General features: G+C 68.6%; 26 protein-coding genes, 1 pseudogene and 1 riboswitch. Of the genes and pseudogenes, 10 read left to right on the top strand and 17 right to left on the bottom strand.

The features are described from left to right. Positions 1–36: 36 nt before the first annotated feature. Both ACYQPG_RS18960 and ACYQPG_RS18955 read right to left on the bottom strand, forming a co-directional pair. Positions 37–411, bottom strand: coding sequence for an integron (locus ACYQPG_RS18960; protein WP_461231466.1), 375 nt, complete (start codon positions 409–411; stop codon positions 37–39). Positions 412–1,025: 614 nt separating this feature from the next. Continuing rightward, a protein-coding gene (locus tag ACYQPG_RS18955) for an IS5 family transposase (protein WP_461231465.1) occupies positions 1,026–1,830 on the bottom strand; the annotation gives its coding sequence in 2 pieces (ribosomal slippage) (positions 1,026–1,503 and positions 1,502–1,830; 807 coding nt in all). Positions 1,831–2,038: 208 nt separating this feature from the next. Between ACYQPG_RS18955 and ACYQPG_RS18950 the strand changes: the two genes are divergently transcribed. Both ACYQPG_RS18950 and ACYQPG_RS18945 read left to right on the top strand, forming a co-directional pair. Continuing rightward, the gene (locus ACYQPG_RS18950) at positions 2,039–2,290 is read left to right on the top strand and encodes a hypothetical protein (protein WP_147942009.1); all 252 of its coding nucleotides are present in this window, start codon (positions 2,039–2,041) and stop codon (positions 2,288–2,290) included. A gap of 63 nt (positions 2,291–2,353) precedes the next feature. Continuing rightward, complete coding sequence (locus tag ACYQPG_RS18945; RefSeq protein WP_147942010.1) at positions 2,354–2,620, top strand: helix-turn-helix domain-containing protein; 267 nt, start codon at positions 2,354–2,356, stop codon at positions 2,618–2,620. Here the strand turns inward: ACYQPG_RS18945 and ACYQPG_RS18940 are convergent. The 6 genes from ACYQPG_RS18940 to ACYQPG_RS18915 all read right to left on the bottom strand — a co-directional run bounded on the left by ACYQPG_RS18940 (position 2,555) and on the right by ACYQPG_RS18915 (position 5,985). After that, positions 2,555–2,734, bottom strand: coding sequence for a hypothetical protein (locus ACYQPG_RS18940; RefSeq protein WP_187193754.1), 180 nt, complete (start codon positions 2,732–2,734; stop codon positions 2,555–2,557). The genes ACYQPG_RS18945 and ACYQPG_RS18940 overlap by 66 nt on opposite strands. A gap of 735 nt (positions 2,735–3,469) precedes the next feature. Then, positions 3,470–4,141, bottom strand: a complete 672-nt coding sequence (locus ACYQPG_RS18935) for a sugar transferase (RefSeq protein WP_187278360.1) — start codon at positions 4,139–4,141, stop codon at positions 3,470–3,472. Positions 4,142–4,860: 719 nt separating this feature from the next. Continuing rightward, complete coding sequence (locus ACYQPG_RS18930; RefSeq protein WP_147909528.1) at positions 4,861–5,088, bottom strand: hypothetical protein; 228 nt, start codon at positions 5,086–5,088, stop codon at positions 4,861–4,863. A 7-nt stretch (positions 5,089–5,095) separates the two neighbouring features. Continuing rightward, positions 5,096–5,290 (bottom strand): hypothetical protein, encoded by a 195-nt coding sequence (locus ACYQPG_RS18925; protein ID WP_147909529.1) that lies wholly within the window; start codon positions 5,288–5,290, stop codon positions 5,096–5,098. Further along, positions 5,287–5,625: a hypothetical protein gene (locus tag ACYQPG_RS18920; RefSeq protein WP_246692319.1), complete on the bottom strand. Its 339-nt coding sequence runs from the start codon at positions 5,623–5,625 to the stop codon at positions 5,287–5,289. Before ACYQPG_RS18920 ends, ACYQPG_RS18925 begins: the two co-directional genes overlap by 4 nt. 150 nt (positions 5,626–5,775) lie before the next feature. Next, positions 5,776–5,985, bottom strand: coding sequence for a hypothetical protein (locus ACYQPG_RS18915; RefSeq protein WP_147909530.1), 210 nt, complete (start codon positions 5,983–5,985; stop codon positions 5,776–5,778). A gap of 87 nt (positions 5,986–6,072) precedes the next feature. On the opposite strand from ACYQPG_RS18915, the gene ACYQPG_RS18910 reads away from it, so the two are divergent. Further along, a complete protein-coding gene (locus ACYQPG_RS18910; RefSeq protein WP_461231464.1) occupies positions 6,073–6,570 on the top strand; it encodes a hypothetical protein in 498 nt (165 codons plus the stop codon). Then, positions 6,530–7,076, top strand: a pseudogene (locus ACYQPG_RS18905) (transglycosylase SLT domain-containing protein). Before ACYQPG_RS18910 ends, ACYQPG_RS18905 begins: the two are co-directional and overlap by 41 nt. A 356-nt stretch (positions 7,077–7,432) precedes the next feature. On the opposite strand, the gene ACYQPG_RS18900 reads toward ACYQPG_RS18905, so the two are convergent. Both ACYQPG_RS18900 and ACYQPG_RS18895 read right to left on the bottom strand, forming a co-directional pair. Beyond that, positions 7,433–7,738: a hypothetical protein gene (locus ACYQPG_RS18900; protein WP_246692318.1), complete on the bottom strand. Its 306-nt coding sequence runs from the start codon at positions 7,736–7,738 to the stop codon at positions 7,433–7,435. A gap of 502 nt (positions 7,739–8,240) precedes the next feature. After that, positions 8,241–8,831, bottom strand: coding sequence for a cell wall hydrolase (locus ACYQPG_RS18895; RefSeq protein ID WP_147909533.1), 591 nt, complete (start codon positions 8,829–8,831; stop codon positions 8,241–8,243). Positions 8,832–9,248: 417 nt separating this feature from the next. Beyond that, positions 9,249–9,446, top strand: a riboswitch (cobalamin riboswitch). Between the two features lie 240 nt (positions 9,447–9,686). Between ACYQPG_RS18895 and ACYQPG_RS18890 the strand changes: the two genes are divergently transcribed. Further along, complete coding sequence (locus tag ACYQPG_RS18890; RefSeq protein ID WP_461232478.1) at positions 9,687–11,711, top strand: TonB-dependent receptor; 2,025 nt, start codon at positions 9,687–9,689, stop codon at positions 11,709–11,711. A 47-nt stretch (positions 11,712–11,758) separates the two neighbouring features. Here the strand turns inward: ACYQPG_RS18890 and ACYQPG_RS18885 are convergent, their stop codons facing one another. Continuing rightward, positions 11,759–12,085, bottom strand: a complete 327-nt coding sequence (locus ACYQPG_RS18885) for a DMT family transporter (protein ID WP_147909534.1) — start codon at positions 12,083–12,085, stop codon at positions 11,759–11,761. A gap of 332 nt (positions 12,086–12,417) precedes the next feature. Here ACYQPG_RS18885 and ACYQPG_RS18880 point away from each other — a divergent pair, with 332 nt between their 5' ends. Continuing rightward, positions 12,418–13,647, top strand: a complete 1,230-nt coding sequence (locus tag ACYQPG_RS18880; RefSeq protein WP_461231463.1) for a serine hydrolase domain-containing protein — start codon at positions 12,418–12,420, stop codon at positions 13,645–13,647. A gap of 58 nt (positions 13,648–13,705) precedes the next feature. Here the strand turns inward: ACYQPG_RS18880 and ACYQPG_RS18875 are convergent, their stop codons facing one another. After that, positions 13,706–15,028: an HdeD family acid-resistance protein gene (locus ACYQPG_RS18875; RefSeq protein WP_246692636.1), complete on the bottom strand. Its 1,323-nt coding sequence runs from the start codon at positions 15,026–15,028 to the stop codon at positions 13,706–13,708. A gap of 827 nt (positions 15,029–15,855) precedes the next feature. On the opposite strand from ACYQPG_RS18875, the gene ACYQPG_RS18870 reads away from it, so the two are divergent. After that, positions 15,856–16,818 carry a sugar kinase gene (locus tag ACYQPG_RS18870; protein WP_147938572.1) on the top strand — a complete coding sequence of 321 codons (963 nt, stop codon included), beginning with the start codon at positions 15,856–15,858 and terminating at the stop codon, positions 16,816–16,818. A 14-nt stretch (positions 16,819–16,832) separates the two neighbouring features. On the opposite strand, the gene ACYQPG_RS18865 is transcribed toward ACYQPG_RS18870, so the two are convergent. Next, positions 16,833–17,672: a YfdX family protein gene (locus ACYQPG_RS18865; RefSeq protein WP_147938571.1), complete on the bottom strand. Its 840-nt coding sequence runs from the start codon at positions 17,670–17,672 to the stop codon at positions 16,833–16,835. A gap of 265 nt (positions 17,673–17,937) precedes the next feature. Between ACYQPG_RS18865 and ACYQPG_RS18860 the strand changes: the two genes are divergently transcribed. Further along, the gene (locus ACYQPG_RS18860; RefSeq protein WP_147938570.1) at positions 17,938–18,738 is read left to right on the top strand and encodes a DUF502 domain-containing protein; all 801 of its coding nucleotides are present in this window, start codon (positions 17,938–17,940) and stop codon (positions 18,736–18,738) included. A 74-nt stretch (positions 18,739–18,812) separates the two neighbouring features. Here ACYQPG_RS18860 and ACYQPG_RS18855 read toward each other — a convergent pair whose 3' ends face one another. Next, positions 18,813–19,136, bottom strand: a complete 324-nt coding sequence (locus ACYQPG_RS18855) for a hypothetical protein (RefSeq protein ID WP_147938569.1) — start codon at positions 19,134–19,136, stop codon at positions 18,813–18,815. Positions 19,137–19,458: 322 nt separating this feature from the next. After that, the gene (recG, locus tag ACYQPG_RS18850) at positions 19,459–21,675 is read right to left on the bottom strand and encodes an ATP-dependent DNA helicase RecG (RefSeq protein WP_246692635.1); all 2,217 of its coding nucleotides are present in this window, start codon (positions 21,673–21,675) and stop codon (positions 19,459–19,461) included. A 144-nt stretch (positions 21,676–21,819) separates the two neighbouring features. On the opposite strand from recG, the gene ACYQPG_RS18845 reads away from it, so the two are divergent. Next, positions 21,820–22,704: an alpha/beta fold hydrolase gene (locus ACYQPG_RS18845; RefSeq protein ID WP_147938568.1), complete on the top strand. Its 885-nt coding sequence runs from the start codon at positions 21,820–21,822 to the stop codon at positions 22,702–22,704. Between the two features lie 34 nt (positions 22,705–22,738). Here ACYQPG_RS18845 and ACYQPG_RS18840 read toward each other — a convergent pair whose 3' ends face one another. Together ACYQPG_RS18840 and ACYQPG_RS18835 are read right to left on the bottom strand one after the other, a co-directional pair. After that, positions 22,739–23,200: a type II toxin-antitoxin system HicB family antitoxin gene (locus tag ACYQPG_RS18840; protein ID WP_147938567.1), complete on the bottom strand. Its 462-nt coding sequence runs from the start codon at positions 23,198–23,200 to the stop codon at positions 22,739–22,741. After that, on the bottom strand, positions 23,197–23,391 hold the full coding sequence (locus ACYQPG_RS18835) for a type II toxin-antitoxin system HicA family toxin (RefSeq protein WP_147938635.1): 195 nt from the start codon (positions 23,389–23,391) through the stop codon (positions 23,197–23,199). The genes ACYQPG_RS18840 and ACYQPG_RS18835 overlap by 4 nt, the downstream gene beginning before the upstream one ends. Before the next feature lie 256 nt (positions 23,392–23,647). Between ACYQPG_RS18835 and ACYQPG_RS18830 the strand changes: the two genes are divergently transcribed. Beyond that, the gene (locus ACYQPG_RS18830; RefSeq protein ID WP_147938566.1) at positions 23,648–24,862 is read left to right on the top strand and encodes a UbiH/UbiF family hydroxylase; all 1,215 of its coding nucleotides are present in this window, start codon (positions 23,648–23,650) and stop codon (positions 24,860–24,862) included. Positions 24,863–24,979: the final 117 nt, after the last annotated feature.

Here is a 24,979-nt window from a genome sequence, read left to right as displayed (position 1 = left end):
TAGCTGTCGCGGTGCTTATTGCCTGGGCAAACGACGCTAGTTTCGATCTTTGCTGAGGCTGATGTAGCGCGCCAGAACCCAGCCGTGCTCGCAGGGGCCGGTGTAACTCTGCTCGATCGGCGTGAGGATCGTGGTCCGGCATCCGAGCAGCGCGGAGCCGTAGACGACGCCCAGCCACGGGCCGAGCTTCTCGCAGACCACGACCATGTCGCCGTCGTGCAGGCGGCCGATCTCGCGAAACGGAGCTTCTCCGGGCCCGCTCTGCACCGCCACGAAGCTCTCCGGCTCGGCTCCGAGTTCGATCACACGCCCCATCTCCGGACAGGCATCGTCGCCGATCGACCCATGCATCAGGATCGGCACGTTCAGAGGGATCGTTTCGGCCTTCGCCAAGCTGGGCAGCAGAAGCATGAGAGGCAGCCCAAGACGCAGGACAGTGGATGACATGAGCGTGCCGCGCTGCCGTATTCGATAGGAAGCGCTATCGCGCTCGCCTGAGTGGGTATGACGGCGAACAACGCCGCTGATGCTGAGGGGATCCTGGCCATGAGCCGGTGCCTGCAGTGTTCAGTTCCCCCCGCCGCACCGACCCTCATGCGACTGCCCGGCCAAGGCCTCACAGGCAGCCTACAGGGAACTGGCCCGGAGAGCGCCTGTCGTCACATGCTTGCCCGCCGCGTGCATTGCGGTGTCGCGAACATCTTGGTCACACTGACGGAAGGAGGCGGTCCTATAGCAGGCCTGGAAGAGACTGTCGCTGGTTAGGCTCGACCGCGCTGAGCCTTGAGGCGCGGCAAGGCGAGCTCCTTCTCTTGCTCGAACTGCGCCAGCGTCATCTCTCCAGCATCTAGTGCACAGACGCCAACGAACGCACCACGTGCTTTCCCGCGAACTAACTGCCATCGCTTGAAAGATCATACTGCCTTGTGTGCGTTTTGCCGGCGTCAGAGCACTAGACGGCGTGCGAGTTGCTCGCGGTACTCGCCCCTGCGGTGCCGTCGCGATCTGAAACTTTTAATTAAGAGTTAGGGACAAAACCGTTTGGCCTGAGTTCGGCAGATGAGGGCGCAGGCGAGTGTCGTGAGGGCGAGGTGGAGGTTGAGGCGTCGCTGGCAGCGGATGGTCAGTCGGCGGAAGCGGGCCAGCCAAGCCAGGATGCGCTCCACGATCCAGCGGTAGCCTCCCAGGTGCTCGCGGCTCTCGATGCCACGGCGGGCGATCCGCGGCGTGATGCTACGAGCCCGGCACTCGCGCCGACACCGGCGATGATCGTAGCCCTTGTCAGCGTGCAGCTTGTCGGGCCTGCGCCGCGGGCGACCACGCCGGCCGGTGCGCACGCCCGGCACCGCGTCGAGCGTGGCAGCCAGCATGCGGCTGTCGTGGCAGTTGGCCCCGGTGAGTATCAGGCCGAGCGGCGTGCCGTTGGCGTCCACGACGAGGTGGCGCTTCGTGCCCGGCTTGCCCCGGTCCGTCGGGTTCGAGCCCGTCGCAGAGCCCCTTTTTCGCTGGCAGGCTCGCGCTGTCGAGGGCAGCCCGTGACCAATCGAGCACATCGGCATCCTGAAGCTGCTCCAGCATCACGCGATGCAAGGCGGCCCAGACGCCCGCCGCCTGCCACGCGCCCAGCCGCCGCCAACTCGTCTTGCCGCTGCAGCCCACTTCGGAACGCGGCAGGTGCGTCCTCTGCATGCCGGTCCGCAAAACCAGGATGATGCCGGACAGCGCCGCCCGATCCGAGACGTGCGGCCGGCCACCTTTCGGCTTCTCGGGCTTAGGCGGACGAAGCGGCTCGACCACCGCCCAGAGGTCGTCGGGTACAAGAGCATCCATGCCCTCCCAACCCGCCCGAATGGGTTTTGTCCCACGCTCTTATTCGGTGGGCCCTACGCTTGAAAGAGCCACCACAACAGTGGTCCAGCGCATCAGGAGCAGCCGACTTAAAACTCGGCTTAGATGTAATTTTTATTATTGGAATGGTTCGCCCATCGTAGTAACGATCTTGCGATGGCGTCAGTGCCTCACGAGATCAACATTCTTCATGGCCGAGACCAAAGATCAACGGGAAATCGTGCTGCGCAATCTCGCGACACACGCCGGCTCGGCACGGAGCCGGATGTGCATGTCTTTGGACAATGCAGCCCGCTTGGTTCACCTCACACCTGAGCTCATCGCAACGGTCGAGAACGGCAGCGACTGCTCATCTTCGCTCGCCGAATTGATGCGGCTCGCCCTTTTTCTCGGCCTGACCGAGCTTGGCGAACCCCGCCCTCGGGCGCTTGGAGCTGTGTAGCCACCACTCAAAAAAACTCGCCGAGCAGAAACTTCGGTCCGAGCCTGCACGTACCGAAGGCCCATGATCGATCCAGATAAAAAGCCTGCATCCCTCGATGCGACCCTAGCTGCGCAGGTCCAAGCCGCCCGCCTACGCGGCGCCTACTCGATAGAGACCTTGGCAACGCTCGCCCGGGTTGAGCCCGGGGTGATCACCGAGCTCGAGAACGGCAGACAGGTTTTCGATGTCAGCGCCCGAGAACGCGTCATGGATATCCTTGGTCTACGTCCCGACAGCCTTCGCCATCTCAACAGAGCCGCCGATCCTCTTCTGCGCACCCCGGACTGAGATGGACGTCGGGCCGTCGGCAATCACCAGGATTTCATTCCGCCAGGCATCGCGCTCGCCCTGAACCGCCTTGATCAGCGCATGCATGCTACCGGCGTCGATCGCGGTTTCCATCAGCATGTCCTGGGCGATCGCGAGCTGCTACCACAGGTCGGCATTCTCGCGTGCGATGGGGATAAACGCGCTCACGTCATCGCCCAACCTCTGGCCTTCTGCCCGCGCTGTCGCGTGCCATCATAGGCTGGAACTGGAGCACCAGAGGCGGCTTAGGAGGCCCACACTGTTCCGGCGGCAGGCGTTAGGCGATCCGTTCGGTTGTCCCCACGCCTGACAATCCGCTTTCTTTAAGTGGACGTGACGCAGGACCTCACAGCCGGCGCATAGGGTCTGACACAACTTCAAAATGTTGTAATTTGTTAAGGTTTTGGCTGCACAAATATGGGTCGTCCGTGTTAAAAAACCTGATGATGCATTGGGCCGCCGTTGTCCTCACCGCCTACGTCGTAGGCTTTGTCGAATTCTGGCGCATATGTGAAGCTGCGCCGACTTCGCGGGACGACGTGGGCAAGGGCGTCGTTTAAGGCCACGCAGGTTTGCGACAGCTACCACGCGGCTTAAAGCGGCTCTACCCGCACCCTTCGAGTTTGAGCCAACTGAGTTGGTTTCAAGGGCCACAGCTGGTCGGACATCCGGCATACCCGGATCGTAGCCGCGATGATGTTCATCGCGATGGACACCAAGCCAGCTAAAACGAGCAGCGTTCGACAGGGTGCCTCGTCGGGTTCAGCGTAATCGCACCAGAGCGGGTTGTCGTCCTGCATGGCGTGGTCCCTCGGCGGCACGGCCACGCTACTTGCTGCCGCGCTGGGCGAGCACGGCCGGGACGGTGCGCAGCATGATCGCGATGTCCCGGCGCAGGCTCCAGCGGCTGGCGTAGTCCAGGTCGAGCGCCACGCGCTCGGCGTAGCTGGTGTCGGAGCGGCCCGAGACCTGCCACAGCCCGGTGACGCCCGGCGGCACGGCAAAGCAGGTCGCGAACGCCCGGCCGTAGCGGGCGACCTCGGCCTGCACGATCGGGCGCGGGCCGACCAGGCTCATCTCGCCGCGCAGGACGTTCCACAGCTGCGGCAGCTCGTCGAGCGAGGTCTTGCGCAGCACCTGGCCGATGGCGGTGATGCGCGGATCGTCGGAGAGCTTGTGCGTGGCGGCCCACTCGGCACGGGCGCTCGGGCTGGCGGCCAGGTGCGCGGCCAGCACGCCCTCGCCGTCCGTGACCATCGAGCGGAACTTCAGGCAGCCGAAGCTGCGTCCGTCCCGGCCGAGCCGCATGTGCCGGAAGATCGGCGCCTTGCGGTCGCCGGCCCAGACCAGCACGGCGATCAGCAGCATCAGCGGCAGCAGCAGGAACAGCGCGGTCGCCGCCACCCCGATGTCGAGCCCGCGCTTGGCCGCCCAATCCAGCCGAAGCCCACGCGCCACGAACGGCGTATCCGGCAGAACAGCCTCGGTCGCTTCGATCACCGGGCTTGGGACCTTCTCAACATCCACACCAAAATGCGTGATGTCGAGCTTATGCCGCAATGCAAAAACATGCTCGATCTCTTGGTAAATTGCGGTATGCGACATGGCTATGCTTCACAGTAGAGACGGAACGAATGATAAATCATCGGTAAGTTAACGAACTATTACGGCCAACATTCTGTCGATAGTTGAGCATATTAAAAAATATTGGCGGTCGCCTCAGCAGGCTAATGCTGGTTAACGCCGCGGATCATGTCGCGAATGTGGCAGAACCAATCTGGGAGGTTAAGCTGCATTACGGATATGCATGAGACGCGCACAGTAGTCCCATAATAAAACAATTTTAAATTGTGTTTTTTGACGAAATTTCGCCTTTGCGGCGCAACAACAAGATCAATCCTGCCGTGGGATTTGAATGGGTTCGAGGTAGGAGCAGAGGCTGGAGTTCTGTGTCGGGTCACCAGTACTCGTTGAGATCCCTGCGGATTGCCTCCGACGATCAGAGATCCGGGCCGTGTGCCGGCGCTTGCGGTGTCCAGTTCCCCCGCCGCGCCGACCCTCCCGCGACTGCCCGGCCGAGGCTTCACGGGCGCCCTGTGGGGAACTGGCCCGGAGAGCGCCTGTCGTCACGAGCTTGGCCGCCGCACGCTTTGCGGTGTCGCGAACGCCTCAGGCGCACAGACGGAAGAGGCGACGCTTTAGCAAATCCTGAGATGGTCTCAGAGGGCCCCCTCCAGCAAGCGCTCCATCTGCACGTCGGCCAGGTAGTTCATCAGGCGATCGGCCGTGCCAGAGCTAGCTCCCGCAACCCAAGCTGGAACGGGCAACTGGGTTTGCGGGATGGCGGCAATAACGGACTCGGCCTTCAGCGCAGCCTCCCGCGGTGTGGCGGCGACGAGGAACCGTACCCCCTGAGGGGCTTCGATAAGGAGCGCGATGCAGGTCATGGCGTCCTCAACGGGTCGACTGCGAGAACTGTTTCGTTCTCAATCCTGTTTTCTCGTCCGTCTCGCCGAACGGCTGCAGATCCTCACCGCATGGCTCGGCCTGTTCCACCACGCGCGCGCATTCTCGGTTGGCCTGATTGGTCGAGGTCGACAGCCGGTTGTCGGCAGCCCCTGTTTTGGTCCCGCTGGCCTCGTCTTTCACAGATCTGCAGCCTCAGCGGACATACGCTTTGCGGACTTGCACCCTCTCCCCCCGAAAAGCAGGGTGGTGATGACCTTCTCTCCGGACGGGGGAGACTCGGCGGCATTCTCCCTTTGGGCCAGCCGTGGCCGGGCGGTCCATTCGGGCGAGACGATCCGCACGATTTTGGTCTCGCTGCGGAAGCCGGTGATCTGACGCTCCTCGACGGTCAGCAGCTCGAGCTTCCGGGCCTCGCAGATCGCGTTGCGCACCGTGGTCTCGGCGACGCCTACGAACGCCGCGAAGCGCCCGACTGCCAGCCGGCAATCCTTCCTACGAATCACCTCGGCGGCCACCAAAGCGAGATCCGCCTGACGTCGCGAAGGTCCTTCGCGGCGCCGGGGCGAGCGTCGCGGTGCTGGGCCGTGCGGTTCGTTTCAAGCCCAACGTCGCGGGTGGCGCGCCCGCGCCCGAGCCTGCGAGTGCGAAGCCGCCCGGCCCTGATGTCAACGATTCTCGATCCTGCAGGCGCCCTGTCCGCGCTGCTGGCCCTGAATGCCGCAGCGGCGCTGAAGCTTCAGCCGCTGGTCCAGTCGAAGCCGGATCCGCGGCACGACCACGGCATTCGACACGGCCGCCCCCCAGAAGCCGATGGGCGTCGCACCTGCGCAAAGCCAGGTGATCTCCTGGATCGAGCGGGCCGTTCTCGCCTCCATCGGCGAGCATGCGGAGGATGCCGCAGTGTCGGCCGGATCGCGCGACGGAAGCGGGACCGCCACGAGCTTGCCCGCCGAACCCTGCCGATGATCGCGACGGCCATCCGGGAGAAGCTCGAGAGCGCGACCGCGGCCGCCGTGCAAGGCCGGACCCATGCCGATCCGACGGCTGGCGGCGTCCCGGACGGGCCGCTGCGCGTCCTCAAGATCCGGCTTCGGCCGGACGATCTCGGGGTCGTCACCCTGGAGGTGCAGCTCTCCAATGGCCAGTTTTTAACCCATCCGCGCGCCTCGCAGTCGGAGACCGCCACGCTGCTGCGCGAGCATACGGCGATCCATACCGACCTCCTGAGCCACGGCAGCTACCAAGCCGGGGGCATCGTCGGGCAGGCGCGTTCAGCCGAGGCATCGACCGCGTCGGACGGCTCACAATTTCACGCGTCGCCATCGTTCAACGACGGGGCCCGCGCGGGCAACGAGGGCACCAGACAGCAGCAGGACGAGCAGCGCCAAGCGGGCAACAGACGCAAAAGGGAACGGACGGATGAAGTGGTACGTCTTCGTGAGAGCGGCATTTATCTCTAGCGTTGTCACGGCAGTGGCGAATGTCTGCGAGGCCGAGATGGCGCGCGCCTCCGCCCGCTACTGCGTGCCGCTGGGCGTGCTCTACGCCGTCGGCCTGACCGAGGATCAGCAAGCGCGGCTCCCTTCAACCCTACGCCATGAGCTTCGCCGGAACCGCCTATTTCGGAACGGGGCCGCGGGACGTGATCGCTCGCTTCACGGAAGCGCGCAGCAAGGGCATCCGCCCGATCGACCTCGGCTGCATGCAGATCAACCACCTCTATCACGGCGGCAAGCTCGGCTCGGTCGAGGCCATGATCGACCGGCTCGCGAACGTCCAGTACGCCACCCAATTCCTCCAAGAGTTCAAGAAGCGAGAGGGCAGCTGGACGATGGCGGTGGCGCGCTACCATGCCGGGCCGAACAACAATGCGGCGCAGAAACAGTATATCTGCCGGGTGGTCGCCAACATGGTCGCGACCGGATTCAGGCAATGGACCCCGGCGGCGACGCAGTTCTACCGGTGATGCACCCTTCGACCGGGGGCGGCCGCGGGCACGCTCGATCACGGTGGCCGGCGCCGATCCCCTCGAGGCATGCCACGTCCCTTCCGGCTAGGCGGCGAGAGATGCAGACGAGGAACGGTTTCTTCAGTGCCAACAGCGCAGATTACCGACCACTCTATGCGGATGCTGCCTATTGGCCGCTCATACGTTGAGCAAGACGGCAAACGCCACCATCCTTCCGGGGCTGGGAGAGCATGATGAACGACGCACCAGACCCGCCCGACGGCGCGTTCGCCAGGACGCTTCTGCTGTTCGCGGTGACCATCGCGGTCATCGCGGTCTCGGCCTACATCCTGATCCGGATGGATTGAGCGCAGTCAGAGGATCTTGCAGCTTCCGTAGCTCATCTTGATCTCGCCGCGATCCTCCGGATTGAGCTGCGCCTCGACGAAGTTCAGCTTGTTTAGGTCGATCAGAAGAAAATATACGCCGTTCTGGCACTTGATCGCGTTGCGCGGGGTCCGTTCATTCAAGCGCGGCGACGCCACCTGACATTCGTAATAGTCGGACCGCCCGGCGGAGAGGACGGTCAGCAAGCCGCCGCCGGAGACCAACGAGAAGGTCCGCGCCCGGTGCGGCTGAGGCTTTGCACCCTCGGGGCCGGGGGCCGCGTCGAGCCCCACCGAGACGTCCTCCGTACAGGTCATCGGGCGGCGCAACTGAGAGGCTGCCGGTGCGATGCTCAGAATGAGGACCGCACCAGCGAGCGCTACCCTGTGGGCAATCATCGGCGGCAGATCCGTGATTCGTGGGTAGTTCTAACCGACAAGCTAAGGCGTCGCCCGTCGATGTAAATCTCGCCTCCGCGGGTCACGGAGCCAATCAACAGATTTACCGCCGCGCGCGATGTCACTTCATCTGCCATGACCGGTCAAGATGGTGCGATCGACAGCACCGCCTCGTTCTATGCCGGTCGATCCGCGTCCCTGTCGGGAGCCGCGTCCCGATGTATGGCTTGCGGCGGCTTCCGCCGGCCCGCGTGGTCGCGGGCGGCCACGCTCGCAGCGGGATGGACACGCGCTGCGAGCGGGTGGTGCCGGGGCGCAGGCTTGCGGCAAGGGGAGGGACCCGCGCCGGAAGCGCGATCCGGATCCGGCAAGGCCGTTCGGATCGTTGTGCGCAGCGCTAACGCGTCGGCGCAGCCGGGCCGGCCGCGTAGCTCGACACCGTCGGGGGCAGGGCGGCGGGCGCCGGCGTTTCCGCCTTGGCGGCGCGGGAGTTGCGCTTCTCGTAGAAGGCATTGCCGCCGGCTACGGCCACGTAGTGCATGTTCGTGTACGGGAAGTGGTGGCCGGCCGTGTGGAAATACATCGCCTTCCCGACCTTCGGGTGACGCTCGCCCGCCAGCACCGCGTCGGCGGCATCCGCCACCTTTTGGAGGTCGCGGTCCTGCATCGGCTTGGTCAGGACGCCGGGGGCGAACTGCCCGGGCTGCCCGACCACCGCACAGATGCCGCCCGGGAAGATCGCGGCCTCCATCCGGTTCATGACCACGGTGCCGACGGCCAGCAGACCGGATTCGTCGCTGCGGTTCGATTCGAAATACATGGCCCGGCCGAGGCAGTCGCGCTCGGCGTCGGTGACCACCATCGACGGCTTGCGGCCGGGGATCGATCCTGTGGTCAGGGGTGACGCGGTGTTGCACGCACCGAGGCCGCCGGCGAGCGCCAGCGCGACCAGCCCCGAAACGGTCTTGATCCTCTCGCTACCCTGCATGCATCAGCGCTCCGTCCTCCGGCCTCGGGGCAGGGCGATCGCCCTGCCCGGCGTCGCCACTCTCGATCGTTGTACGCGCCAAGCTTGTGTGCACGTTCGCGGCGAGGATGTGGCGGGCCGGCATGCGTGGATCGCCCCGAACGCCGGTCGGCCCGCGCTGGCGGACCACGGACAGCCCTGGAACGCGGCCCCTCGCGGGACGGACCGGAGCCGCAGCGGGAGCCGCAGGTCCGGGCGGAAAAGCTTCGCGATACCATTAGCGTAGCATCGCCCGGAGCCGTCCGGGATCGGAGGGACGAGTCCCCCGGTCGGCGGCCTCGTTCGGCTGGAACGAGAGCCGGCCGAGGGCCCGGTGTCATCCGATAGACACACACGCCGCCAACCGGTGCCGGGACGTTGACGGGACCCAAGCCTTGGCTCGAAGGTGGCCGGGACGGTTCCCTTCGGGGATCAAAAGGGAACGCGGTGAGGGGTCTTCCCCGAATCCGCGGCTGCCCCCGCAACTGTAAGCGGTGAGCCTTCTCGTCACCACGTCACTGGGCCGCCTCGCCCGGGAAGACGACGAGAGGGCGGCGACCCGTGAGCCAGGAGACCTGCCGTCAGTCGTGGTCACACGCGAAACGCGCTGGGCGGGGTGTCCTGGCGGGTGCCGGGACGCCCGCGCGAGCGCGGTCGGCGCGGCCTCGTTCGCGGTGACGTGCCACTGCCGTCGCCCGAGGTCCCGTGTCCCGTCCTGTGCCGCGCTTGACGCTCTCGAAACTGGCCGTGCTGACGGCCCTGGCGCTGCTGCCCCCGGCGGCCTCCGCCCGGGACGGATCCCGGCCGAGCCAGGACACCGAGGCGACGCTCGACGAGATCTCGGTCACCGCAGAGCCTTCCGGGGCCCCGCGGGGCGGTGCCGCCGCGAGTGCGGGCTATGTCAGCGGCGTGACCGGCATCGGCGGCCCGCTCCTGCCCGTGGCTTCCGCCAGCGCGGGGGTGATCACGGGCGCCCAGCTCAACAGCCGGCCGGTGACGCGTCCCGGCGAGGTGCTGGAGGCGGTGCCGGGCCTGATCGTCACCCAGCATAGCGGGGAGGGGAAGGCCAACCAGTTCTTCCTGCGCGGCTTCAACCTCGACCACGGTACCGACATCGCCCTGTTCCTGGACGGCATGCCGCTCAACATGCGCACCCACGCCCACGGGCAGGGCTATGCCGACATCAACTTCCTGATCCCCGAACTCGTCGGCGCGGTGGAGTTCCACAAGGGGCCGTACTTCGTACGCGACGGCGATTTCGCCTCCGCCGGCTCGGTGCGGATCGACTATCTCGACACCGTCCAGAAAAACCTCGCGCTCACCGCCATCGGCAGCTTCGGCTACAAGCGCGCGCTCACCATCGCCTCGACCCCGATCGGGGACGGCAACCTCCTGGTCGCGGCCGACGCACAGGTCTACGACGGTCCGTGGGTGGTCCCGGACGCCCTGCGCAAGATCAGCACCGTCGCCCGCTACAGCCAGGGCACGGCGCTCGACGGCTTCTCGGTCACGGGCATGGCCTATGCCAGCCGCTGGACCGCCACCAACCAGATCCCCGAGCGGGCCGTCGCTCAGGGGCTGATCGGCCGATACGGCACGATCAACCCCACGGATGGCGGGGATACGAGCCGCCTCTCGCTGTCCGGCCGCTTCAGCAGCACCGACGACACAGGCGTGACCCGGGCCTCGGCCTACGTGATCCGCTCGCAGCTCAACCTGTTCAACGACTTCACTTATGTCCTCAACGACCCCGTCGCGGGCGACCAGTTCCACCAGCTCGACCAGCGCATCATCGGCGGCGGCGAGGCGCTGCACATCTTCCAGGGCGCGTTGTTCGGGCGTCCGATGGAGAACGAGGTCGGCGTGCAGACCCGGACCGACAGCATCCGGGTCGGGCTGTTCAACACGACGAACCGGCAATACCGCTCGGGCGTGCTCGACGATCGGGTGCTGGAGACGAGCGGGGCCTTCTATTTCGACAACCGGGTGCGCTGGACCGACTGGCTGCGCACCAGCCTCGGCTTCCGCGCCGACGGCTATGATGCCCGCGTCGCCTCGGACACGCCGGCCAATTCGGGCCGGGCCCGCGACGGCATCGTCAATCCTAAGCTCGGCCTGACCCTCGGACCGTGGTTCGACACCGAGTTCTACGTGAATTACGGCGGCGGCTTCCACTCGAACGACGTGCGCGGGGTGACTGCCACGGTCGATCCGGCAAGCCCCCTGTTCAACATCGGCCGCGCGCCGTTCCTGGTGCCCTCGACCGGCTACGAGGTCGGGCTGCGCAACCGCTCGATCGCCGGGCTGGAGACCAGCCTCGCCTTGTTCCGGCTCGACTTCGCGTCCGAAAACCTGTTCCAGGGCGACACCGGCACCACGGAGCCGAGCCGCCCGACCCGGCGCTTCGGCGTCGAGTGGACGAACCGCTACGCGCTGACGCCGTTCCTGTCGCTGGAGGGCGATCTGACGATCACCAACGCCCGGTTCTCCGATTCCGACCCGGTCGGCACCCGGGTGCCGGAGGCGCCTACCACCATCGCGTCGGCCGGCATCACCTTCGGCGCGCCGCTCGGCTGGTTCGGCTCCCTGCGGTTCCGGTATTTCGGGCCGCGCCCGCTGATCGAGGACAATTCCATCCGCTCGCGCCCGACCGCCCTGTTCAACGGCCGGGTCGGCTACGCCTTCGAGAACGGGGTCAGCGTCTCCCTCGACGTGCTGAACCTGACCAACAGCAAGTCCGACCAGATCACCTACGCCTACGTCTCGCGCCTGCCCGGGGAGCCCGCCGAGGGCCTGACCGACCGCGTGTTCCACCCGGCCGAGCCCACGGCCGTGCGCCTCACCATCGCGGGCCGGTTCTGAGCGCGGCCGATTCTGAGCGCGACCCCGGGGCCCGGAGGGGATCCGGCTCAGTGCTGGCCCTGCCCGGACGCCAGGATGGCCACGCCCACCGCGATGATCGCGATCCCCACTAGCATGGTCGGGCTGATCGCCTCGCCGTACAGCCACGCGCCGCCGAGTGCGGCGCCGATCATGCCGACCCCGGACCAGATCGCGTAGACCACCCCGATCGGCAGCATGTCCATGCTGCTCGACATCAGCCATAGGGCGGTGCCGTAGCCGACCGCCACGATCAGGGTGGGGCCCGGCTTGGTCAGGCCGTCGGCGGCCTTCAGCGCCAGGGTGGCGGTGACCTCCGCGCCGATCGCGAGCCCGAGGATCAGGAAAGGGTTCATCGCGCGGAAGACCTTTTGTGCAGGCGCGGAGCCAGTCTCAAGTGAAAATCGGTTCTTCGGATCGGCAAGGACGATCAGGGGAGGACGGTGGGTTGCAGTTTGTGCGCGGCAGCCTCCTCCCATAAGGTGCCGCCGGCGTTCGGGAGCCCTTTTCCGTCGAATCGATGAAGATTTTCGAATCCTCCGCACTAGGCACGCGCGGCTGAGCGCCGAATTCGACGTCCGACCGGGTTGGCCCTTCGTTAACGCCTCCTCATCATGGTCGCCGCCCGTGCCAAGGCCCCGATCGACGGCGCCACGACAGTGCCGATCCAGAGCGATACCAATCCACCATGACTGCGTCGCCCGCGATCCCGGAAGCTTCGGCCCGCCCCCGTCCGGGCCGCCAGCGGGGCATGCGCTGGGGCCTGATCGCCGCGGCCGGCGGCGGCGTGGCGGCGGGCTGCGCCTGGACCGCCACCGCACTGATCAACGTCCCGAATCCGGTCACGCTGGCAGCCCTGGCGGTCATCGAGCCGTCCGCGATCGGCCCCTGGTTCCCCAGCCGGGTGGTGCAGGCGCCCGAACGGGCCCGCGACCTGGCGTTCCGGCCGAGCCCGATCCTGGAGCGCGTCTCCTGGAAGGGCCGGACGGTTCCGCTCGCGACGATGCTGGCGGAGACGCACACCAACGCCTTCCTGGTGGTGCAGGACGGCGTCCTGATCCACGAATGGCAGCGGCCGGGCACAGGACCGGCGACGCTGTTCCCGTCCTGGTCGGTGGCGAAGTCGATCGTGTCGCTGCTGGTCGCCACCGCGGTGGCGGGCGGCAAGCTCGCGGAGACCGACCGGGTCTCGGCCCTGCTGCCCGAACTGCGCCACGGCGCGGTCTTCGGCCAGATCACCGTGCGCGACCTCCTCGACATGACGAGCGGGATCGCCGTGCCGGAGAACTACGACCCGCAGCATCCGCTGACCGGCACCGCCGGGATGTACCTGACGCGCGACATCACTGCCTTCGTCCGCGACAACGCCCATCTGGCGTTCAAGCCCGGCAGCCAGGGCCGCTACCGCAGCATCGACACCGAGTTGCTCGGCCTGATCCTGGCGCGGGTCGAGGGCAAGCCCCTGGCGAACCTCCTCTCCGAGCGGATCTGGAAGCCGATGGGCGCCCAGGCCGACGCGACCTGGAATCTCGACCGGGCCGGCGGGATCGAGAAGGCGTTCTGCTGCATCAACGCCACGCCCCGCGACTTCGCCCGCCTTGGGCTTCTGGTGGCCGACCAGGGCTTGGCGGGCCAGAACCGCATCATCCCGGCTCGCTGGATCGACCGGATCGAGACGCCGGCCCGCCGGGCGGTCGATGGCTGGCAGTATTCGGCCCAGTGGTGGCATGCCCCCGGGGGCGACGACAGCGACATCTCGGCGATCGGCGTCTACGGCCAGTACGTCTACGTCGACCGCGAGACTGGGACCGTGATCGTGAAGCTCAGCGACCACGGCGCCGAGCAGGATGAGGTCGACACATTGTCGGTGATGCAGGCCATCGCCCGCGATCTCGCTGCCCGCCGCACGGCCCGTTGACCCGGGCGCGCCACCCTATCGGCGGCCCGGAGGGCAGGGGGACCCGGAAGGCCCTCAGTCAGGCCTCGGTCTGACCCGAGCCTGATGCGCGCCGGCGCCAGGCGAGGTGGAACAACCGGGTCAGGGACCCGAACCGCCCGTTGCGGACGAACCGGCGGCCCACATTGGCCCAGGCGATGGAGGTCACCGGTGTGGCCGGGTCGACGAGGGCGCTGAGCGCGCGCGTGTAATCGAGCACCAGACCGGGGGTCCAGGTCATCGACCGGGCACCGTTGCGCAGCAGCGCCGCGGCCCAGAATTCCGGGCTCGTCAGCGCGTTGGCGAGGCTCCGCCAGGGATGCCCCCCGCGGCTGAACGCGCCCTCCACGGCGACATCCAGGGCGCGGGCGACCGTGGTCGAACAGTTGCGGCTGATGAAGTTGTAGGTCGTGTCGCCGCGATAGGCGTCCCAGAACGCCCGCAGCCGGAGGCCGTCGACGCCGTTGAGTGTGACCGCGACGGTGGCCTCGCACCAATCCGCGACCTCCGCGCGATGCGACGGCAGGAACCGGCCGGGGACGTCGTTCTCGGGACCGGCGCGCAGGCTCGACCGGAGGTTGGCCGGCGAGCGGTCGATCTCCACCGCGGGGTAGTGGCTGATATAGAGGTCGCCCGCCAGTTCGAGGGCGGCGTGGCCGGTGGAGTACCGCCCCGCCACGTCGACGGAGGCGACGTAGCGCCGGACCAGCCGCTGCGTGGCCGGCGTCGTGGCCTGGCCGGTCGGCGTCCAGACATAGACGGTCAAGCTGTCGGAGTTCAGGGCCGACGCCCCCTCCAGCACCGGCTCCGGGGCCGTCCGCCGGGTCCGCAGGCCCGCCAAGGCCAACCGCAGGCCGTTGATGACCAGGAACATCCCGATGCAGTAGCCCACGGTGCCGACGTACCAGGTCGGCCAAGGCTGCAGGTGGAACACGCCGAAGGCGACGCCCAGCGCGCCGAGCGCCACAGAGGTCCGCCATTCGGGGAATTTCAGCAGGTAGGCGAGGACGATCCGGATCATGCCGTCGACCAGGAAGACGGTGCCGAACAGCATCGCCAGCAGGAAGAAGCTCGAGGCCGAGGCCATCATGATCAGGATGGCCGCCAAGGCCAGGAACAGGCCCTTGAAGATCCGCAGCCGCCGGGCCGCCCCCGCGGCGATCAGGCCGGCGCCGAGCGAACCGAGGGCGTCCACCAGCAGGAGCAGGCCGAACCAGCGCTCCGGGATATGGACCGCCCCCGCGAGGGCATCGATCATCACGGCGACGCCCAGCAGGGCCAGGGCCACGCCGGCGGCCAGGATCAGGTGCGCATGGCGGCGGACCGCATCGCCCCCGACCAGCACCTGCCACAGGGGAGCCATCCGGGCGCCGCCCTCCCGGATCGGACGATCCAGATCGAGGCCGTCAGGTCGGGTTATCACGGATGAGCGATGGGACATGAAGGTCGTCTTCGAAAGCGCGCGTGCGACCCGCACCTTTCACGACTCGACTGATGACTTTGTTAAAGCATGCGCGGCCGCCGCGCTTCCAGAGATGGTATCCAGAGGGCACACACGGATTTGCCGAACCATCCGGCAAGACGAGATCCGGGATATGACGCGCGTTCCGTACGAACAAGGCACTGCTCCCAAACCTCGACCCGGCGCAGATAGGTCCGTGTGAACCAGAACCGGCGGACCGTCCGATCCGCCGAGCCCCAGATCCGACAGCTCGTAGGCGATCTGAGCGGAGGCGTTGCACCGGTCGGTCTCGAATTCGGTCGAGCTTCCGGGGGAGAACGAGAGCTGATACGGACCGAACCGGTCTGCATTCGCCAGTGGCGGCCGCCGATACCGACGCTGACGGCCGACGTCAGGTCGTACGGGAGGATACCCTCTGCGAAGTAGCCATCCTCGTTACCCTATTACGAGTTCGTGTTGATGCCGGGCCGGAGCCAGTGGCCCTCAACGTTCCAATATGTTCGAATCGGATCTTCAAAATTCCGAGACGGTCAATGACGTCCGACAATTCAGGACGGCGCGCTGGAAGACTGCGCGCGACGCGCGAAAACCGGATACCGGCGGGGGTCGATGAGGGCTATACTTCAAAAGGATACGAGCCCACGAGGCGGCCGCGCGATCGATAGGCCAAGCCGGACGGGTCCGGTCGTCCACCGGCCCGGTCGAGGCTCCGCACACGGAGAAGCCGCATGAGGGTCGCCTGCGTCGGGGAGTGCATGGTCGAGTTGTCGGAGCGGCCGGATGGGAGCCTGGTCCGCGGTTTCGGCGGCGACACGCTCAACACCGCGCTCTACCTCGCCCGCCTCGGCGTGACGGTGGATTACGTCACCGCCCTGGGAGATGACACCTGGAGCGACGCGATGGTGGAAGCCTGGGGCCGCGAGGGTATCGGCCTCGAGCGGGTCCGCCGCCTGCCGGGCCGGATGCCGGGGCTCTACATCATCCGCACTGACGACGCGGGCGAACGCAGCTTCCATTACTGGCGCGACAGCGCCGCCGCGCGGGACCTGTTCTCGGAACCGGGCGCGGCCGAGACGCGTGCCGCCCTGGAGTCCGACGACCTCGTCTACGTCTCCGGGATCAGCCTGTCGCTCTACGGCGAGGCCGGCCGCGCCGCCCTGGCCGAGACCCTGGCGACCCTGCGCGCCCGGGGCGGACGGGTCGCGTTCGATACCAATTACCGGCCCCGCGGCTGGCCGGACCGGGACGTGGCTCGGGCGGCGTTCCGCCAGGCCCTGGCGCAGGCGGACCTGATCTTCGCCTCGGTGGAGGACCTGGACTGGCTGTTCGGCGAGGCGGGGGAAGAGGAGGTGCTGCGCTACCGTGGCCGTGCCGAGATCGTGCTCAAGACCGCGGACGGCTCGGTCCCGGTCGCCCGGGTGCTGGACGGGACGTCTGACACGAACGTGCCGGCCGGCCCGGTGGACCGGGTGGTCGACACGACGGCCGCGGGCGACAGCTTCGCGGCTGGCTACCTCGCGGCACGCATTGCCGGGCTGCCCCCGGAGGCCTCCGCCGCCGAGGCGCACCGCCTAGCAGGCGCCGTGATCGGGCATCGCGGCGCGGTGATCCCCCGGGACGCGATGCCAGCACCCGCTATCCGACGTCCCCGTCCGAGCGGTAGCGGCGAGGTTGCAGCGGCAGACCCGTAGCCCGCCGCCCCGCCTCACTGCGCGGCCGACTTGGCGGTGCTGGCCGTGGCGTGTCCAGCCTCCGGCTTGGGCGCGGCAGCCGCTTTCGGCACCGTGGTCACGTCGATCGTATCGAAGCGTACGCCGTCCTCGACCTGCTTCAGCGCAACGTTGGCCTGGTAATACTGACCGTCGGCGATCAGCTTGGCGGCCTGATCGACGTCCTGGGTGGTCTTGACCAGCGGCACCACCGCCATGGTGAAATCGACATCGACGCCGGCAAGCTTGAGCCGATCGACCGCGCCGGTTCGATCTCCGGCCCGCAGCTTGTGGTTGGCTTCGTCGATCGCGGCGGACTGATCCTTGGTGCGGGCCACGAAGTCGTCGGCCAGGACCAGTTGCGCGTCAACCGGCAACCACGTGACCGATTCGGTCGCGCGCGCGGTCCCGGCCTTCGCCGGCGGCGTGTCCTTGGCGCCCGCTTGCCCCATCGCGGCGTCGCCCGCCGGGGCACCCCCTGCCATCGTGGCCGCCGTGCGCATGCCGGACGGCGGCTTGAGGTCGGCTTCGGCCTTCGTGAAGGCGGTGGAATCGGTCTTGGACTTCTCCAGTGCGGATTGGGCGTGGCTGACGAACATCCGCGCTTGCTCGGGCTTCGCCTCGTAGATCGCGAGCCGCGCCAGGTGGACGTCGCGATAGGCGTCGATGCCGTCGGTCGACAGCTTGCCGGCCTCCGCGGCGGCCTGCTTCTGCAGCGCGCCGGTCACGTGCGGTGCCGTGCGGTCCGGCTGCGCAGCTTGGTCGGCGGCCGCGGCCGCGCCGGCGAGCAAGGTCGATGCGGCCAGGGCAGCCGCCAGCGTCTTCAGTCTGGTCATGTCAGGATTCCGGTCTGGCCCGGTGGGCGTCGGCGGCCGGCGTCGGTCGTCTTCAGCGCGCCGTCGGGACTGCCGGAACAACCGCCTGCCGGGGGCGGCCGTTGCGTGAAATTTCGGTCATGGCTCGGCCACCGGACGGTCAGGCGGCGAGGCCGCACGCGGCTATCGCCCTTGAGGCGGACAAGCGCAGCCGCTACCTGTGCCTTCGGGGGACCGATCGCCCCCAGGCAGGATCGCCGCAGGTCGAGCGGCCGAGAGGGCACCCGTGGCGCCGAGTTCCCCGCCGATTCAGGCTCCCGAGCCCGACGCATCCGCGCCCGGCCCCGCCACCCCGAAGACGCGCGTCAGCGCGCGGGGGCGGCTGCGCACCTATTTCCTCACCGGCATCATCGTGGCCGGACCGCTGGCGATCACCGCCTACATCACGTGGTGGTTCATCGCGCTGATCGATTCCTTCGTGAAGCCGCTGGTGCCGGCGAACTACCTGCCGGACCATTACCTGCCGTTCTCGATCCCCGGCCTCGGCCTTGTCATCGCGTTCCTGGCGGTGACGCTGCTGGGCTTCCTCACGGCGAACCTAGTCGGTCGCTCGGTGATCGAGTTCGGCGAGGTGCTGCTGGCCCGCACCCCGGTGATCTCCGGCCTGTACAAGGGCCTGCGCCAGATCTTCGAGACCCTGTTCTCGGCCAACGGCACCTCGTTCCGCACGGTCGGCTTGGTCGAGTTCCCGGTGAAGGGCACGTGGTCGGTGGTGTTCCTGTCGGCTCCGGCCTCCCCGGAGGTCGAGGGCGCGCTGCAGGCCCGGAACGCCGCCGGCGCCGACGAGATGGTCGGGGTGTTCCTGCCCTGCGCGCCCAACCCGACCACGGGCTTCTTCTTCTACCTGCCGCGCTCGGCGGTGGTGGAACTGCATATCAGTGTCGACGACGCGGCCAAGCTGGTGATGTCGGCGGGCGTGATCCAGCCGGAGGACCCGCAGGGACGGCTTCATGCCATGGCGGCGTCCCTGCGGACGGCGCAGCAGGCAGGCGACCCGGCGGCCCACCGGGAGCCGCAGGACGCGTGAGGCCCAACCGAAAGGGCCGCCCCGCACGCGCGGGCCGGCCCTGAAATCCGTCGCTCATTCTGAGATCGTGTGACTCAGCGCTGCAGCGAAGCCGTCTGCGGCGCGATGGTCGGCGGCGTGGCCTGGGCGACCGTGACGGCGCTGCGGGTCGGAGTCGGGGCCCAACCGGTGGCGCACTGCATGGTCAGGGCCAAGCCCAGCGCGATGCAGATCCCGTTGGCAGCGAGCCAGAACGGACGCGCGGCCCGCCGCACGGCAGCCTGCAGATCCTCCGACGTCTTCGTCACCGCTGCGACGGCACCGTCCGAGATCGGCAACAACCAGGGCTCGGTCGGCAAGGCTTGGATACCGGCCATCTCGTGGGAGCCCGGCAGGTTTTGGAACAGTCCGTTCGACATGTCCGTCCTCCAGATTCGTCCGTGATGTCCCGGCTTACCGGGCCATTCGTTCATCTACAGTTAAGGGACGATTGTGGGTGATGCAAGGTCAAGGCGCATGTCTACGCGATCTCCCGCCGCCGTGAGGCCGGCCCCGGCCCGCCCGCAGCTCAGCACAAGTCCTTCTGAAACAGAGATTTTCTCCGCATTACGTGCTCCGCGTGCATCAGCAGGCGGTTTCGTGCGGTTTGTTCCCGGGCGTGCAGGGCCAAGGTGGCGTTTTCCTGAACGGTGGGCTTTCCTGAACGCGCCGTTCAGGAAAGCCACGTCCCACCCGGGCCGTTCAGCCGGCCCCGATCAATCGGATCGCGGCATCGCGCTCGAACAGGTAGAGCAGCACCCGCAGCGCCTGGCCGCGCGGGCTCCTCAGGCCGGGATCGCGCTCGACGATCATCCGGGCGTCGTCCCGGGCAGCCACGAGCAGGTCGCCGTCGCTCTCGAGCCGGGCCAGCCGGAACGCGGCGAGGCCCGACTGGCGGGTGCCGAGCACCTCGCCTTCGCCGCGCAGCTTCAGGTCGGCCTCGGCGATGCGGAAGCCGTCCTCGCTGTCGCGCATCATCTCGAGCCGGGCCCGCGCCACCTGCCCAAGCGGCCCGCGGTAGAGCAGCAGGCAGGACGACGCCTTGGAGCCGCGCCCGACCCGGCCCCGGAGCTGGTGCAGCTGTGCCAGGCCGAACCGTTCGGCATGCTCGATCACCATGATGGTCGCCTCGGGCACGTCGACCCCGACCTCCACCACCGTGGTCGAGACCAGGACCTTGGTGTCCCCAGCGGCGAACCGGGCCATGCCGGCGTCCTTCTCGGGCCCAGGCATCTTGCCGTGGATCAGCCCGACCGCGTCGCCGAAATGCTGTTTCAGGTCGTCGAAGCGCTCGGCCGCGGCGGCGAGGTCGATGAACTCGGATTCCTCTACGAGCGGGCAGATCCAGTAGACCCGCTCCCCCGTGGCGATCGCCCGGGCGAGCCCCGCCACGACCTCGTCGATCCGCTCGGTCGGCAGGGTGATGGTGCGGATCGGCTGGCGGCCGGCGGGCTTCTCGTCGAGGACCGAGACGTCCATGTCGCCGAAGAAGGTCAGCGCCAGCGTGCGCGGGATCGGCGTCGCGGTCATGACCAGGAAGTCCACCGCCTCGCCCTTGGCGCCGAGCGCCAGGCGCTGGTGCACGCCGAACCGGTGCTGTTCATCCACGACGGCGAGACCGAGGTCCCGGAACGTCACCGCCTCCTGGAACAGCGCGTGGGTGCCGACCAGGATGTCGATCTCGCCCGCCGCGAGGGCGGCGAGCGTGCTCTTGCGCTCGGCGGCCCGGTCGCGGCCGGTCATCAGGCGCAGCCGTAGGGAGCCGGCCAGCGGCTGGAGCCGGTCGAAATGCTGCCGGGCCAGGATCTCCGTGGGCGCCATCAGGGCGGCCTGCCGCCCGGCCTCCACGGCCGACGCCATGGCCAGCAGGGCCACCGCGGTCTTGCCCGAGCCGACATCGCCCTGGAGCAGGCGCAGCATCCGGCGCGGGGCGGCGAGATCCTCGCGGATCTCCACCACCGCCCGGGCCTGGGCGCCGGTGAGCGCGAAGGGCAGGGCGGCCCGGATGCGCCCGCTCAGCGCCCCGTCGCCGGCGTTGACCCGGCCGGCCTTGCGCCGCTGGCGGGCCCGCATCAGGGCGAGCGCCAGCTGCGAGGCGAGCAATTCGTCGTAGGACAGCCGCCGCCGTGCGGGGGTGGCCGGCGGCGGCTGGAGCGGATCCTCGGCCTTCGGCAGCGGCTCGTCGGGGCGGTGCTCCACGCGGAGCGCATCCGCGAAGGCGGGCAGGCGGTTCTTCTCCAGCCAGGCCGGATCCTGCCATTCGGGCAGCGTCGGCAGGCGATCGAGGGCCGCCACCGCGAGCTTGTTGATCGCCCGGGAGGTCAGCCCCTCCGTGGCGCCGTAGATCGGCTCGACGGCAGGCAGCTCGGCCAAGCCCGCCTCGTCCACGATGCGGGACGGGTGGACCATCTGGCGGGTGCCGTCCCACAGGTCGATCCGGCCGGTGATGTAGCGATGCGCACCCAGCGGCAGCATCTTCTCCACCCGGGCGCGGGGCATGCCGAAGAACACCAGGGAGATGTCGCCGGTGGAATCCTCCACCAGCACCCGGTGCGGGCGCTTGCCCGATCCGATCTGGGCCGGACGGTGGGCCACCACGGTGACCCCGACGGTCACCGGCTCGCCCACGGGCGCCTCGCTGACCGAGCCCATCAGCCGGCGCGGGACGCCGCCCTGGGGCAGGTGGAACAGCAGGTCCACGATCCGGGCCTCCCGCTCAGGCGTGCCGAGCAGCTTCTCGATCAGCGGCGCCATCTTGGGACCGACGCCCGGCAGGGCGCGGGCCGGGGCGAACAGGGGATCGAGGATGCTCGGACGCAGCAGCGGCGCGCGGACGCCCTCCGGCGCCTCCGCGGCGTCGGGGTCGTTCACGGCCGCATCCCGGGGGGCGGCGTCCTGAGGCGCGCGTGCATCTGTCATGGTGGCTCGGCGGACATCGTGCCGGAGCCGCCTTATCATCCGGTGCATGCCGGCGCGCCAGTGCGGCGCAAGGCACGGGCGCACGGGCGCATGGCACCTGGGCTCACGGCACACGCGTTCGCGACACGGAGGCGACCCACTCGCATGGCGACGGATTTTCTGCCGGGCTTCGACCGGCACCGGATCGAGACCGCACCCGGCGTGACGATCCACGCGCGCTCGGCCGGCTCGGGGCCGCCGGTGCTGCTGCTGCACGGCCACCCGCAGACGCTGTCGACCTGGCTGCACGTCGCCCCGCGCCTGGCCGAGCGCCGCACCATCGTGGCGATGGACCTGCGTGGCTACGGCGATTCGGACAAGCCCCCGGGCGGCGAGCGCCACGCCGCCTACGCCAAGCGCGCCATGGCGGCGGACGCAGTGGCGGTGATGCGGGCGCTCGGCCACGACCGGTTCGCTGTGGTCGGCCACGACCGCGGCGGCCGTGTCGCCCACCGCTTGGCCCTGGACCATCCGGAGCGGGTCGAGCGCCTGGCCCTGTTCGACATCGCCCCCACGGCGACGATGTACGCCCGCACCGACAAGGCCTTCGCGACGCGCTATTTCTGGTGGTTCTTCTTCATCCAGCCGCATCCGCTTCCCGAAACCCTGATCGGCGCGGACCCGGAATACTTCCTGCGCCACCACGTCGAGGGCCAGTCCAAGACCTCCGGCTCGACCCCGCCGGACCTCTTTTCGGAATACCTGCGCTGCTACAGTGACCCGGCCTGCCGCCACGCGATCTGCGAGGATTACCGGGCGGCGGCAGGCATCGACCTGGAGCACGACGCGGCCGATTCGGAGGCGCGGATCACGGCGCCGCTGCTCGCCCTCTGGGGGGCGCGGGGCGTGGTCGGCCAGACCTACGACGTGCTGGAGACCTGGCGCGAGAAGGCCACAGCCGTCTCGGGCCGGGCGCTCGATTGCGGGCATACCCTGCAGGAGGAGCGGCCCGAGGAGGTGTTTTCGGAGCTGTCGGCGTTCCTCGGGTGAAACGGCGCGCTCGGACGAAGCGAAGACGCAGCGCTCAGGACACCGGCACGCTCTGCACGCTCAGTTCGCAACCGAGCGCCCGGTAGGCAGCGTCGAACTGTGCCGTTCGGGTCTGATGATCGAGCCGGAACAGCCGGTCGACGCTCTCCCGGTTCCAGCCGAGCTGGCGCTGCAGCTCGGCGCGCGTGATGCCTTTGCTCCGCAGCATCCGGTACAGCATCACCTTGAGGTCGGTCTGCAATGGCAGCTTGACCCAAGCCCTGATGATGCGTCCATCCCAGGTGTCGGGAGCCTCGTCGGCCTCCACTCGCGCCGGTGCGGGTATGTCCACACCGCGCGCGATGCGCGCCGCCAGGGCTTCCTCAAGGGCACCTAAGCCGTTCATCGGAAGGGCGGCCGGATCCTCGACATACGTGGTGATCTCGGGAAAGGCCGCACAGGTGGCGAGATACGTCCCGTTGTCGTCGGGTTCGAGATCGAAGATGTAGCCAGTCACTTGAGATCCAACGGCTTAAGGATGCGGTTGACGAGCCCCGTGCCGAGCTCCTTCCGGCCGCCATGCATCGGGATCTGCGACACCCGATCGCCACGCCGGACCGTGAGATGGCCCGAGCCGCCCGTGTGGTTCTCGAACGTGCATCCCTTCGCGGCGAGGAGCCTGCGGAGTTCGCTCGCGTTCGTGCGGATATCGGACGTCCGACAGGTTCGTGGAAGTCCACAGAAATGTAGACCCCCGGCCTCACGTCAACGTTGTTCTGCGAACGGAGACTCACCGGGCAGGCCAATCGCTCGGTGGGCTGCGGCGCCGTGGCGGCGCCGGCCGGGATTGGCAGGGTGACTGCAAGACTCAGATAGGATCTGTCCCATAGGGACGAATCGGCCGAGACCGCCAATGCGACCCGGATCATGGGCGCAGGCGGTTCAAAGGATCGCGTCGGGCAGCATGTCAGAAGTGGCGAATATACCTTTCGACGTCGCCGTGGTGGGCGCGGGAGCCGCGGGGCTCGCCGCCGCGCTGGCGAGCGCCCAGGCCGGCATCCGGACCGCCCTGGTCGGCCGGCACGCCCCCGTGGCGGACGGGCGCACCGTGGCGCTGCTGGACGGGTCGGTGCGCTTCCTGGAGGCGCTGGGCGCCTGGGAGGCGGTGGCGCCGCAGGCCAGCCCGCTCTGCACCCTGCAGATCATCGACGACACCGGCAGCCTGTTCCGGCCGCCGCCGGTGCGCTTCCAGGCCGCCGAGATCGGGCTGGACGCCTTCGGGTGGAACGTCGAGAGCGCCCGCCTGGTCGAGAGCCTGCGCATCCGGGCCCGCGCCCAAGAGAATCTCACCCTGGTCGAGGCGGATGCGGCCGGCGCCGCCCCCGGCGAGGCGGTCTCGCGCCTGACCCTGGCGGATGGCGGCACGGTCGCGGCGCGTCTGGTGGTGGGTGCCGACGGGGCGCGCTCCCCGCTCCGGGCCGCCAGCGGCGTGCGCGTGCGCGACTGGACCTATCCGCAGAGCGCCATCACCACGATCCTGGCGCATGACCGCCCGCACCGGGACGTTTCCACCGAGTTCCACACCCGCTCCGGCCCGTTCACCCTGGTGCCGCTGCCGGGCGGCCACCGGTCGAGCCTCGTCTGGGTCACCGCGGAGAGCGCCGCGCGGCGCCTCGCGGCCCTGGACGACGCCGCCCTCGGCCAGGCGGTGGAGCGCCAGGCCCGGGCGATGCTCGGCGCGATGCGGATCGACGGCCCCCGGGGCCTCGTGCCGATGCGCGGCCTGTCCGTGTCGAGCCCGGTGGCGCAGCGGCTGGCGCTCGTCGGCGAGGCAGCCCACGTCTTCCCGCCGATCGGCGCACAGGGGCTGAACCTCGGCCTGCGCGACGCGGCCGCCCTGCGCGACCTGCTGGTCGCCGCCTCCCGGGACGGCCGCGACCCCGGCGGCCGGCCGGTACTCGACGGCTACGCCCGGAGCCGCCGCCTCGACGCGGCGGCCCGCACGGCCGCGGTCGACCTCCTGAACCGAAGCCTGCTCACCGACCTCGTTCCGGTCGACGCGCTGCGGGGCCTGGGACTGCTGGCGATGTCGCATCTCGGTCCGCTCCGGCGGATCGTAATGCGCGAGGGCGTGCTGCCGCGGCTCGGCGCGCCGGAACTGATGCGCGGCGCGCGCTGAGCGCGCTTCCAATCGCCGCCGATGACGCGCCGTGGGCCCTTGGCCGAATCGGACACGATCGTCCGGGCAGATCGTCCAAGGCCGTCATGGCGCGCAGCGCAGCGACCCAGTGCTGCG

The sequence above is a fragment of the Methylobacterium sp. CM6246 genome (genome assembly GCF_054818005.1).
Note: the sequence above shows the minus strand (reverse complement) of the source record. Positions and strands in the feature narration are given on the sequence as shown.

Coding starts and splice junctions, on each gene's coding strand:
- ACYQPG_RS18830 (WP_147938566.1), top strand. CDS start 23,648: ATGTCAGAAGTGGCGAATATACCTTTCGACGTCGCCGTGGTGGGCGCG.
- ACYQPG_RS18945 (WP_147942010.1), top strand. CDS start 2,354: ATGATCGATCCAGATAAAAAGCCTGCATCCCTCGATGCGACCCTAGCT.
- ACYQPG_RS18875 (WP_246692636.1), bottom strand. CDS start 15,028: ATGGCTCCCCTGTGGCAGGTGCTGGTCGGGGGCGATGCGGTCCGCCGC.
- ACYQPG_RS18960 (WP_461231466.1), bottom strand. CDS start 411: ATGCTTCTGCTGCCCAGCTTGGCGAAGGCCGAAACGATCCCTCTGAAC.
- ACYQPG_RS18885 (WP_147909534.1), bottom strand. CDS start 12,085: ATGAACCCTTTCCTGATCCTCGGGCTCGCGATCGGCGCGGAGGTCACC.
- ACYQPG_RS18910 (WP_461231464.1), top strand. CDS start 6,073: ATGATCGCGACGGCCATCCGGGAGAAGCTCGAGAGCGCGACCGCGGCC.
- recG (WP_246692635.1), bottom strand. CDS start 21,675: ATGACAGATGCACGCGCGCCTCAGGACGCCGCCCCCCGGGATGCGGCC.
- ACYQPG_RS18855 (WP_147938569.1), bottom strand. CDS start 19,136: ATGTCGAACGGACTGTTCCAAAACCTGCCGGGCTCCCACGAGATGGCC.
- ACYQPG_RS18895 (WP_147909533.1), bottom strand. CDS start 8,831: ATGCAGGGTAGCGAGAGGATCAAGACCGTTTCGGGGCTGGTCGCGCTG.
- ACYQPG_RS18880 (WP_461231463.1), top strand. CDS start 12,418: ATGACTGCGTCGCCCGCGATCCCGGAAGCTTCGGCCCGCCCCCGTCCG.
- ACYQPG_RS18940 (WP_187193754.1), bottom strand. CDS start 2,734: ATGGAAACCGCGATCGACGCCGGTAGCATGCATGCGCTGATCAAGGCG.
- ACYQPG_RS18950 (WP_147942009.1), top strand. CDS start 2,039: ATGGCCGAGACCAAAGATCAACGGGAAATCGTGCTGCGCAATCTCGCG.
- ACYQPG_RS18865 (WP_147938571.1), bottom strand. CDS start 17,672: ATGACCAGACTGAAGACGCTGGCGGCTGCCCTGGCCGCATCGACCTTG.
- ACYQPG_RS18930 (WP_147909528.1), bottom strand. CDS start 5,088: ATGACCTGCATCGCGCTCCTTATCGAAGCCCCTCAGGGGGTACGGTTC.
- ACYQPG_RS18845 (WP_147938568.1), top strand. CDS start 21,820: ATGGCGACGGATTTTCTGCCGGGCTTCGACCGGCACCGGATCGAGACC.
- ACYQPG_RS18915 (WP_147909530.1), bottom strand. CDS start 5,985: ATGGAGGCGAGAACGGCCCGCTCGATCCAGGAGATCACCTGGCTTTGC.
- ACYQPG_RS18870 (WP_147938572.1), top strand. CDS start 15,856: ATGAGGGTCGCCTGCGTCGGGGAGTGCATGGTCGAGTTGTCGGAGCGG.